Origin of the sequence: Ancylomarina sp. (assembly GCF_041555295.1) — a bacterium.
Lineage (GTDB): Bacteria > Bacteroidota > Bacteroidia > Bacteroidales > Marinifilaceae > Ancylomarina.
In genome coordinates this window covers 1-10,527 of the sequence record NZ_JBFFKR010000109.1, presented here as the reverse complement: position 1 = coordinate 10,527, position 10,527 = coordinate 1, and the positions used below count along the sequence as shown (strand labels likewise).

General features: G+C 36.4%; 10 protein-coding genes. 7 read left to right on the top strand and 3 right to left on the bottom strand.

Features of this window, described 5'->3' with window-relative positions; translation table 11 throughout:
• Positions 1-959 (bottom strand): anaerobic C4-dicarboxylate transporter family protein (locus tag ABY905_RS09405; protein WP_372642907.1); only part of this gene is annotated, 959 nt, incomplete at its 3' end.
• Positions 960-1,350: 391 nt separating this feature from the next.
• Between ABY905_RS09405 and ABY905_RS09400 the strand changes: the two genes are divergently transcribed.
• The gene (locus ABY905_RS09400) at positions 1,351-2,028 is read left to right on the top strand and encodes a Crp/Fnr family transcriptional regulator (protein WP_372642905.1); all 678 of its coding nucleotides are present in this window, start codon (positions 1,351-1,353) and stop codon (positions 2,026-2,028) included.
• A gap of 74 nt (positions 2,029-2,102) precedes the next feature.
• Here the strand turns inward: ABY905_RS09400 and ABY905_RS09395 are convergent, their stop codons facing one another.
• A complete protein-coding gene (locus ABY905_RS09395) occupies positions 2,103-3,443 on the bottom strand; it encodes an MATE family efflux transporter (protein ID WP_372642902.1) in 1,341 nt (446 codons plus the stop codon).
• A gap of 328 nt (positions 3,444-3,771) precedes the next feature.
• Positions 3,772-4,521 (bottom strand): 3-deoxy-manno-octulosonate cytidylyltransferase, encoded by a 750-nt coding sequence (gene kdsB, locus ABY905_RS09390; RefSeq protein WP_372642899.1) that lies wholly within the window; start codon positions 4,519-4,521, stop codon positions 3,772-3,774.
• A 306-nt stretch (positions 4,522-4,827) separates the two neighbouring features.
• Here kdsB and ABY905_RS09385 point away from each other — a divergent pair, with 306 nt between their 5' ends.
• The 6 genes from ABY905_RS09385 (at position 4,828) to groL (ending at position 10,514) form a co-directional block, all read left to right on the top strand.
• On the top strand, positions 4,828-6,069 hold the full coding sequence (locus ABY905_RS09385) for a sigma-54 interaction domain-containing protein (protein WP_372642896.1): 1,242 nt from the start codon (positions 4,828-4,830) through the stop codon (positions 6,067-6,069).
• Positions 6,070-6,141: 72 nt separating this feature from the next.
• Positions 6,142-6,654, top strand: a complete 513-nt coding sequence (locus ABY905_RS09380) for an LptE family protein (RefSeq protein ID WP_372642893.1) — start codon at positions 6,142-6,144, stop codon at positions 6,652-6,654.
• A gap of 118 nt (positions 6,655-6,772) precedes the next feature.
• The gene (locus tag ABY905_RS09375) at positions 6,773-7,825 is read left to right on the top strand and encodes a hypothetical protein (protein WP_372642891.1); all 1,053 of its coding nucleotides are present in this window, start codon (positions 6,773-6,775) and stop codon (positions 7,823-7,825) included.
• Positions 7,826-7,831: 6 nt separating this feature from the next.
• The gene (gene secG, locus ABY905_RS09370; protein WP_372642888.1) at positions 7,832-8,179 is read left to right on the top strand and encodes a preprotein translocase subunit SecG; all 348 of its coding nucleotides are present in this window, start codon (positions 7,832-7,834) and stop codon (positions 8,177-8,179) included.
• Between the two features lie 380 nt (positions 8,180-8,559).
• Positions 8,560-8,838 carry a co-chaperone GroES gene (groES, locus tag ABY905_RS09365; protein ID WP_372642886.1) on the top strand — a complete coding sequence of 93 codons (279 nt, stop codon included), beginning with the start codon at positions 8,560-8,562 and terminating at the stop codon, positions 8,836-8,838.
• Positions 8,839-8,882: 44 nt separating this feature from the next.
• Positions 8,883-10,514, top strand: coding sequence for a chaperonin GroEL (gene groL, locus ABY905_RS09360; protein WP_372642884.1), 1,632 nt, complete (start codon positions 8,883-8,885; stop codon positions 10,512-10,514).
• Positions 10,515-10,527 lie beyond the last annotated feature (13 nt).

Below are 10,527 nucleotides of genomic sequence, written 5' to 3'. Positions count from 1 at the left end.
TCCATATTGGCTGCGAAAAAGGTATCACCCATCCAGGCAATTCCGAAGATTGCAATGACTGCCTGCATTCCTGCTGAAAAAACATTCCCTTTAGCAACGTCTTCAACTTTAACCTTTGAGAAAAGCAGGATTAATGCTGCAATAGCCATCATCACCATCTCAATGGTTGCAGGCATGCCCATTTTGATCATCTTACCACCTACATTCCATACCGGGCGTAAGCTTTCAAATGAACCGAACATGACAATTGCAAAAGCTCCAAGAATAAATAAGGCAACTGATATTTTAGCTGAAGTCGGTACCTCTTTATCTACTCTGTCAGAAGTTGATTTAAGCTTTCCTTCTTTTAGACGTTTTTGATATTCAGGATCGTCCTTTAAATCTTTTCCCATTTTATTGGCAGCAAATGCTCCCAACAATACGCCAAAGAAAGTTGAAGGGATACTGATCATTAATATATCGATCAATTGAAAATCGTAAGGTGTAAGCATACCCAATAAGGCAACGGTTGCTGCAGATATAGGACTTGCCGTAATAGCCTGTTGTGATGCAATTACTGCAATAGATAATGGTCGCTCGGGACGTACACCCGTTTCGCGTGCCACCTCTGATATAACAGGTAGTATAGAATAACATACGTGACCTGTACCAGCTACAAGGGTAAACAAGTAGGATACTATAGGACCATAGTAAGTAATCCGATTCGGATTTTTTCTAAGCACGCCTTCAGCTAGCTTTACCAGATAGTCTAGTCCTCCAGCGGCTTGCATGGATGCTGCGGCAGTGATTACTGATACAATCATCAACATCACATCAATAGGAGGTGAAGTGGGTTGCAAATTAAATCCAAAAGTTAAAACGGAAAGACCAATACCCCCCATTACTCCAAGACCAATACCCCCCAATCGGGCTCCAACAAAAATTGCTATTAATACTACCGCAAATTCAATCCAAAACATATGCTTATTTCTTTATCTGGTTCGGTGGTAAAGATATATGGCTATTCAATATCAAATATGCCGCGTAATCTGTTGCTGGACACGCAATTGTGTACGAGTAAATCACTCTGGTAGGGAGGATACTGCATTGCTGATAGTGAAATATCTCACCCTAGCGATGCTATGTAGTTTGGTTTTTGTTCATTTGTTTTGATTTTTCTAGATAGTCAATGACTTAGTGGACAATAGGATTGATCAGGAAGGCTTGCTTTTTTTTTTGTTATCTTAACACTTCGTGTTACCTAGTGAGTTATCTTACTCTTTGGAATTAAAATTAAGTACCTTGTATCATGCAGATTGAGTAAAAAATAGTAGATATTTGTTGTGATAAACTTTTATATATTTAATTGGTATGGAGGAGAATTTAGAATTAGAGCAATACTTGAAGCATCCTTGTTTTTCATCCCTCTCTGGTCGGGATGTAAGTATGATTATTAATAATAGTACGATTCTTGATTTTAAGAAGAATGAGAGTATTATAAAACAAGGAAGTTTTGCAACACATATATATTACGTATTAACTGGTTTAGCCAAGATTAATATAGAATCTGATGGGCGAAATAATACGATTCGTATGGCGCCAGAATTTCGTTTCTTGGGATTATCGCATGCCTTTTTCGATAAGACGTATCATATTTCAGCTACTGCTATGGAAAACTCCAGGGTTTTATTGATTGATATAGCAGTATTTAAACAATTAATAAAAACCAATGGCAGTTTTGCTATGGGTATTATCGAAACCATGTCCAAGACTTCACACCGTCAGGTCAAGCGAATGGTCATGTATAGTAATAAGAATGTAGAGGGAAGTTTGGCTACTTTTTTACTGCACTATGCCCATATGGCTGATAGTAAAAGATTCAAATTGCCTTTTTCAAGGAAAGAGATAGCAGAGACCATTGGCTATTCCCGTGAAAGTGTGATCCACACCTTTTCAAAATTTAATAAGGAGGAAATTATAAAGGTTGAAGATAAATGGGTGGAACTTTTGAATGTTGAGCTCTTAATGCAAATAAAGAAAAAAGGATAAATCAGCTTTATATATAAACGACAAAAAAAGAGATCTAATTATTAGATCTCTTTTTTTATTAGCTTGTTTTTTGATCAAATCTTTGTGAGAATATATTTATATCGCATTTGGAAAAGTGCAGAACAAACAACTAAACCAATTGGAAAGCCGAACCAGATGCCCACTGCGCCAAAACCCCATACAAATGCTGACATATAGCTAAATGGTAGAGAAATGACGAAGTAAGATATAAAGGTTATGATGACAGGAATTCGAGCATCAGCGAAACCTCTAAGGGTTCCCACAAGTACAATCTGAATGCCATCTACAAGTTGGAATACACCACAAACGATTAACATTTGAGCCGCTAGTTGTATAACTGTCGTGTCAGTGGTAAACATGAGAGGTAATATATTACGAGCACCTACAAATAGGATAACAGAAAAAGCACAGTAGACATACATTAAATTCATTGCCGTTTTTGTCGCTCGAATAATCCCTTCCTTATTATTCGCTCCTTTATAGTGACTGACGCGTATGGTTGTTCCGGATCCCAGTCCCTGATAGATCATAAAACCTAAGGTGGAAAGAGTGATTGCTATTTGGTGTGCAGCCATACCGACTTCGCTGACCCATCCCATCATAATGGCACATAGTCCGAAAGCACAAGCTTCCATTACAATTTGTCCGCCAAGGGGGATTCCTAATTTTACAACCTGCATGAATTTAGTCCAACAGAATGAAGCCTGATTGTAGAGTTCTGTAAATAATTTGTACTTCTGGTTTTTATAAAAAAGAATAATAAAGGCAACAGCCATAAATATTCGAGCTAGTAATGTACCGATTCCTGCTCCAGTGAGGCCCATTTCTGGTGCACCAAATTTCCCATACATAAACATATAGTTGCCAAGCGTATTGACCACATTGGCCCAAAGCATAATTTTCATCGCTGTTTTTGTATCACCAATACCCTCGGCAAATTGCTTGTAGCCATAAAAGACCATCATGGGTATCACGGAGGTTATAAGGATAGCCAAATAATCTCGTGAAGGTTGAAGGACCGATTGAGGCTGTCCCATAAAGGGCATAAATACGTATAGAATGATTAATAGTAGAGCCAGGGCAACACCTATAAAGGCATTTGCCATGAGGCCATTTTTAATCCATGAACCTACGGAATGATGATCTTTCTCACCCCAGCTTTTGCCAATTAATGGGGTTAAAGCAAATGAATAGCCCATCCCGAATATTAAAACCAGATTGAATAGGGTGTTAGTAAATGATGCTGCAGCCAAAGGGGTTGTTCCCAATTGGCCAATCATGACATTATCAATTAATCCTACCGTAATTTGTCCTGCCTGTGCGATAATCACAGGAATACTAAGTGAAAGTGTCTTTTTGTATTCACCCGCGTGTTGCTCCCAAAGTCTCATCATGAGTTGAAAATTTACATCCATATCACAATAAAGCACCTCAATGTTATGCGATAGTTGTGCGCACGAAATTGCGGCATTTCATTATTGAAATACAGATGTTATTAATAAAAAAAATGGTAGTAAAACGAGACCTTATCCTCCGGCTTACATCTTTTGTTTTGTACTCTTTTCGAAACTGGCGTTTCGGATTTCAAGGTGTGAAATGTTGCAAAACAAAAACTCAATGTAAGTGAGTCGTTAATTATATGTTTAAGGCCGCGAAGGTAATATTTTTTGACTTTTTTCAAAATAAAAAAGAGCCTACTTTTAAAGTAGACTCTTCAATGTATTATAACAAGCCAAGTTGTTTGACTCTTTCTAAATCTTCTGGAGTATCGATACCTATCGATTCGTGTTTTGTGATGTCTGTTTGGATGACATATTCATTTTCGAGCCATCGCAATTGCTCAAGTGATTCTGCAATTTCGAGAGAGCTTTGCGGCAACTTGGTTATCTCGTTTAGCGTATCTCTGCGGTAGGCATACATCCCAATGTGTTTGTAATAGGTTTGCTTCTTCATCCAATCTTCCTTTTCACTTCCTCGCAAAAATGGAATAGGCGAACGACTGAAATAAAGTGCACGAAGGCTTTTACTAACAACCACCTTTACCTTATTCATATCGAATATCTCATCGGAGTTTTCAATGGCTTTTATTAGAGTTGCTATTTGTGTCGATGGCGTTTTGAAACAATCTTTTAGCGCTAAAATCTGTTCTGGCTGAATAAAAGGCTCATCACCTTGTATATTAATAATCACTTGATAGTTCTCAGAACTTTCAGCTTCGATTTTTTCAATGGCTTCGGCAATTCTATCTGTACCACTTTGGTGCTCGCTTGATGTCATAATGACCTCACCACCGAATGCCTTAACAGCCTCTTCTATTCGACTGTCATCAGTTGCAACCACCACATCATCCAATGCAATTTTAACTTGTTCGTAAACGCGTTGAATCATGGGTTTACCATCAATATCGGCTAAGGGTTTGCCCGGGAAACGGGTTGATGCATAGCGGGCTGGAATAATGCCTATGAATTTCATATAGTCAAATTAGTATTTTATATGCTTCTCCAATTTTTAAATAGGAGAGTATCTCTTTATTTATTTTTGATTGAGTAAAGATAAGAAGTTCCTTTCCTTTTAAAATTTCCTTTAGGATAAATAAATTTCAGTTTTATTATTAACATTATTTACCAAAGAATGGGAGCCTCATTTTTAGAAATTTATCTAAAAAGTAGTAATTTTGTCAGGTAATCGGAAATAATTGCAGGTTTTTAGAGCTAAAATTGGATTATACGATCTCTAATGGCTTGATATTAAAATCAAATTTCTATCAATATTGAAAGAATGGATGTACAAAAAATAAAATTACGCTTTGGAATTATAGGGAATACATATGACCTAACTCGAGCGATTGATATTGCTGTGCAAGTGGCACCAACTGATCTTTCTGTGCTCATTTCTGGTGAGAGTGGGACAGGTAAGGAGGTCTTTCCTCAGATTATTCATCAGTTTAGTGCTCGCAAACACGCTTCATATATCGCCGTTAACTGCGGCGCAATCCCAGAAGGAACAATAGATTCAGAGCTTTTTGGTCATGAGAAGGGCGCTTTTACAGGTGCTTTATCCGATCGTAAAGGTTATTTCGAAGTTGCTAATAATGGAACCATTTTTCTGGATGAAATTGGAGAATTACCTCTTTCTACTCAGGTTCGATTATTACGCGTCCTTGAAACAGGTGAATTTATGAAAGTCGGTTCGTCAAAGGTTCTGAAAACGAATGTACGTGTTGTTGCTGCCACAAATATAAATATTCCACAAGCTGTAAAGAGTGGAAGATTTAGAGAGGATTTATTTTATCGATTAAACACGGTTCCTATTGTAATGCCTGCATTACGTGATCGCCGAGAAGATGTTTATCTTCTGTTTAGAAAATTTGCTCAGGATTTTGCCGAGAAATATCGCATGCCAGCTTTAAGGTTAAATGAAGGCGCTCAACAGCTTCTTCAAGCCTACAGATGGCCAGGAAATATTCGTCAGTTGAAGAATATAACCGAACAAATCTCAATTATAGAGAAGGAGCGTTTGATTACAGCAGATATTTTGCAGAATTATTTGCCAGCAAATGATGAGCAAAGGTTGCCTGCTATATATAAGAAAGATAAGAGAGAAGAGAAAAGTTTTTCTTCGGAAAGAGAGATTTTATATCAAGTTCTTTTCGATATGAAGAAAGACATGACGGATCTTAAAAAGTTGGTTTTCGAGTTAATGCAAAAGGATGGTGATGCCAATGATTTGCAGCAAAAGAAAGCGATGTTAATTCGTAAGCTTCATGAAGATCAGGAGATGGATGTGATGCAGCATCAACCATTCTCAAGTTCGCAAGTTAAAACATCTCATGCCGACGTGCCTCATATTCAGGATACCGAAGAGTTTGTTGAAGAATCGCTATCACTTGTAGATAAAGAAATGGAACTGATTAGTAAGGCCCTAGCCAAGCATAATGGGAAGAGAAAACATGCGGCTCAGGATTTAGGGATATCGGAACGAACGCTTTATCGAAAAATTAAGGAATACGATATTAATTAGATCGAATGAAAGATTGCTTTTGAGTATATTTACCGAGGCAGATTTTAAATAGAATATGTAAGAATTAAAATTATGAATTGGATCAAATCAGCATTACTCATTATAATTATCGGATTAGCATTTACAGCATGTAAGGTGAGCTACTCATTTACTGGAGGAACTTTATCTCCTGACGTGAAAACCTTTTCTGTGCAGTTTTTTCAGAATAGAGCTCCCTTGGTAAACCCTAACCTGAGTGATAAATTTACTGAAGATTTAAAAGAAAAATTCCGTAGCCGTACGTCTCTCGATGAGATTGTTGATGGTGAAGGCCATTTGAACTTTTCGGGTGAAATAACAGGTTATCAAACCAGAGCGATGGATGTCACAAGTAATGATATTTCCGCGACTAACCGTTTGACAGTTACAATTCGTGTGAAATTTACTAATGAGATTGATCCTGATAATGATTTTGATAAGAGCTTCTCTGCATTTGAAGACTTTGATAGTAATAGTCAGTTGAGTGATGTTGAAAATGATCTTGTGGAGAAAATTCTAGAAAAAATTATTGATGATATCTACAACCAGTCGGTAGTTAACTGGTAATTATTGAGGTTTATTAATTCATTTTTTCTTAAGTTTAACATTAAGCTTAGAACAAGATAACTCAGAAGATCGAATTTCGCATTGTCCAAATTGGAGAGCTGTAATAAATGATTAAAGAATGAACAAGGAATTGTTGCAAACTTGGTTAAAAGATCCACGCAAAATGGATGGGAATAGTCATAAAGAGTTGAAAGCTCTTATTGATGAATACCCATTTTACCAGGCACCATATTTGTTGTTATTAAAGACTTTAAATCAACAAAAGAGCATTCGATTTAATCAAGAGCTAAAGAACTCAGCTTTACTTATTCCAGACCGCCGTCGTTTGTACCTATATCTAAACGATAAGTTGGAGTTTCCAGTCTATAAAGCTGAGCAAACAATTCCTTCAGTTACTTATAATAAGGTTGAATTGTCTTTAAATGAGACATCAATTGAGACAAAAAAAGAAGATAATGTATTTACTTTCGATGATAAAGAGACTGATGTTCTAATTACGTTCTCCCAACAAAGTGATCTGTCTGAATCAAATCTGAAAGATGAAATTTTAGGTGAAATAGAAAGTGAAATTATTGATTTTGCAGATTTAGAAACCGGTGTTTCTATCGGAAATCAAGATGGAATTGTCATGGGAAATCAGAACAAGGTTGCACCTGAGCCTAATGTTAAGAAATCACCAAATTCAAATTTATTAAACTTAGAATCTGAAATCTATGATATGGATTTTGGAGGTAATTTATATGTTTTAAGTTCGGTTGATAGTCTAGCTGATGATCAGTCTGAGCCAAATGAAAATCATTCTTTCTCGGATTGGATGTCGAAATTGGCTTCTTCGGATGTAAAATCAGTACAAATTGTAAATGATAAGGAAGAAAAAAAGTCGCCTAAAAAGCAAAAATCGAACAAGAATTCCGACTTGATTTCCAACTTTATAGAAAATAAACCTCGAATACCAAAACCTAACGAAAAGTCTGAAAGTCAGATTGATATTCCAAATGGAAGTTCGAAAGAAGATGTCGGTTGTATAAGTGAGACTTTAGCAGGAATTTATATTAAACAAAAACTTTTTGATAAGGCAGAAGCTGTTTATGAGAAATTAATGTTGAAAAATCCCGAAAAAAATATTTACTTTGCGAGTCAATTGGAAAGAATAGAAAAATTAAAAAAATAGATAAGTATGTTTACCTTGATTTCAGTATTGATCCTTATTGTTTGTGTACTAATGGTTTTAATCGTTTTGGTACAGAACTCAAAAGGAGGCGGATTAGCTTCTAACTTCTCATCATCTAACCAGATAATGGGCGTTAAGAAAACAACAGATTTTCTTGAAAAAGCAACATGGGGATTGGCTTTAAGTCTTTTTATCCTTTGTATGCTCGCTGCTGCTACTATCGATCGTGGCAACAATGGAGCTCCTAAGTCGGTTATTGAGCAGCAACTACAGGAAACTGAAACAGCTCCTGAAGTACCAGTTTTCCCAACTGAAGCTCCTGCTAAAGAGGAAAAAGAAGAAACGGCAGAGTAATTTTAAATTACATCTTCAAAGATATTTAAGTGTCAGTATGTCATTCATACTGACACTTTTTTTATGTCCTGATTAAACTGAATTTCTACAGAAATTCAAGTGATACTAAATTTATTTTGTGTGTATTTTGTTGATTTTGTGAAAGATATATTTTGAAGATCCGTTTTTGATCTTGCTAAATTGATTGTTTAGGTGTAAATTCAAATTTGAATAAACCCTTGTACTGCAAAAATGACAAGACTTTATGTTTGGCATGGATTATGAAAGAAGCTGAGTGTTGTTTTGAAATAAACGATAAAGAGATTAGAAGAGTGATTCGTAATATGGATACTATTCTGGAAATAACAGAAAACGGAAAAATAAACCTAAATATTTAAAAGATGGTAGAATTAAAAGGAAAGATCCTTGCGGGCAAAATTTTAGTTGCTCCTATAGCAATAGAAGAGAAAACAGCTAGTGGCATTATTATTCCTGATTCAGCAAAAGAGAAACCATTACAAGGAAAAGTCGTATTGGTTGGAGCTGATAAAAAAGACGAGCCAATGGAAATAAAGGCTGGAGATACTGTTGTTTATGGAAAATATGCTGGTATAGAATTGAGTATTGATAATGAAGATTATCTATTGATGTCACAAACTGATATCTTATACATCGCTTAATTGCAATTCGTGAAAAATTAATTTTAATCTATTAATTACTAGAAATGTCTAAAGAAATTAAATTCAATATAGAAGCTCGCAATCTACTAAAAGTAGGTGTTGATGCTTTAGCAAATGCAGTAAAAGTAACCTTAGGACCTAAGGGAAGAAATGTGGTAATCGATCGCAAGTTTGGTGCTCCACAAATTACTAAAGATGGTGTAACTGTTGCTAAGGAAATCGAATTATCAGATCCAGGTGCAAATATGGGTGCTCAAATGGTAAAAGAGGTTGCTTCTAAAACGGCGGATGATGCTGGTGATGGAACAACAACGGCTACTGTACTGGCTCAATCTATTGTAAATGTAGGTTTGAAAAATGTAACTGCAGGTGCTAATCCAATGGACTTGAAGCGTGGTATTGACAAGGCTGTTGAAGTTGTTGTCGCAAATATTAAAGCTCAATCTATTGAAGTTGGTGACAATTACGAAAAGATTAAGCAAGTTGCTAAGATCTCGGCAAATAACGACGAGACTATTGGTTCTCTTATTGCTGAGGCAATGGAGAAAGTGAAAAAAGAAGGTGTTATTACTGTTGAAGAAGCAAAAGGAACTGAGACTTACGTAAAAGTAGTTGAAGGTATGCAATTCGACCGTGGTTATATCTCTCCATATTTCATCACCAATGGTGATAAGATGGAAGCTGATTTAGAGAATCCTTTCATTTTATTATACGATAAGAAGATTTCAACGATGAAAGAGTTGATGCCACTTCTTGAGCCTGCTGCACAAGCTGGTCGTCCATTGATGATTATTGCTGAGGATGTTGAAGGTGAGGCTTTGGCTACTTTGGTTGTAAACCGTTTGAGAGGATCATTAAAAGTTGCTGCCGTTAAAGCTCCAGGTTTTGGTGATAGAAGAAAAGAAATGCTTGAAGATCTTGCTATCCTAACAGGTGGTGTTGTTATTTCTGAAGAGAAAGGATTGAAGTTAGAGCAAGCAACAATTGAAATGTTGGGTCAGTGTGAGAAAATCACGATTGACAAAGAGAATACAACGATTGTAAATGGTGTTGGTACAAAGGACGTTATCAATTCTCGTGTATCTCAAATAAAAACTTTAATTGAGAATTCTACTTCTGATTACGATAAAGAAAAATTACAGGAGCGTTTAGCTAAGTTAGCTGGTGGAGTTGCTGTATTGTACGTTGGTGCTGCTTCTGAAATCGAAATGAAAGAGAAGAAAGATCGTGTTGATGATGCATTAAGTGCTACACGTGCCGCTGTTGAAGAAGGTATTGTTGCTGGTGGTGGTGTTGCATATATTCGTGCTATTGCTTCCTTAGAAGGCCTTAAAGGCGAAAATGAAGACGAAACCATAGGTATCGAAATCGTGAAGCGCGCTATTGAGGAACCATTACGCCAGATTGTAATTAATGCTGGTGGCGAAGGAGCTGTTGTAGTTGATAAAGTTATGGCTGGTAAGGCCGACTTTGGATATAATGCGCGTATTGGGGAGTATCAAAATATGATTGAAGCTGGTGTAATTGATCCTGCTAAGGTATCTCGTGTTGCTCTAGAGAATGCTGCTTCAATTGCAGGTATGTTCTTAACAACAGAGTGTGTATTGATTGAAGAAAAAGAAGCTGAAGCTCCTGCTATGCCTCCAATGGGTGGTGGTATGCCAGGTATGATGTAAATCTAAATTCATA

What these genes read in the sequence shown, in the direction of transcription:
- ABY905_RS09400 (WP_372642905.1), top strand. Translation starts at nt 1,351, where the DNA reads ATGGAGGAGAATTTAGAATTAGAGCAATACTTGAAGCATCCTTGTTTT.
- ABY905_RS09395 (WP_372642902.1), bottom strand. Translation starts at nt 3,443, where the DNA reads ATGATGAGACTTTGGGAGCAACACGCGGGTGAATACAAAAAGACACTT.
- kdsB (WP_372642899.1), bottom strand. Translation starts at nt 4,521, where the DNA reads ATGAAATTCATAGGCATTATTCCAGCCCGCTATGCATCAACCCGTTTC.
- ABY905_RS09385 (WP_372642896.1), top strand. Translation starts at nt 4,828, where the DNA reads ATGGATGTACAAAAAATAAAATTACGCTTTGGAATTATAGGGAATACA.
- ABY905_RS09380 (WP_372642893.1), top strand. Translation starts at nt 6,142, where the DNA reads ATGAATTGGATCAAATCAGCATTACTCATTATAATTATCGGATTAGCA.
- ABY905_RS09375 (WP_372642891.1), top strand. Translation starts at nt 6,773, where the DNA reads ATGAACAAGGAATTGTTGCAAACTTGGTTAAAAGATCCACGCAAAATG.
- secG (WP_372642888.1), top strand. Translation starts at nt 7,832, where the DNA reads ATGTTTACCTTGATTTCAGTATTGATCCTTATTGTTTGTGTACTAATG.
- groES (WP_372642886.1), top strand. Translation starts at nt 8,560, where the DNA reads ATGGTAGAATTAAAAGGAAAGATCCTTGCGGGCAAAATTTTAGTTGCT.
- groL (WP_372642884.1), top strand. Translation starts at nt 8,883, where the DNA reads ATGTCTAAAGAAATTAAATTCAATATAGAAGCTCGCAATCTACTAAAA.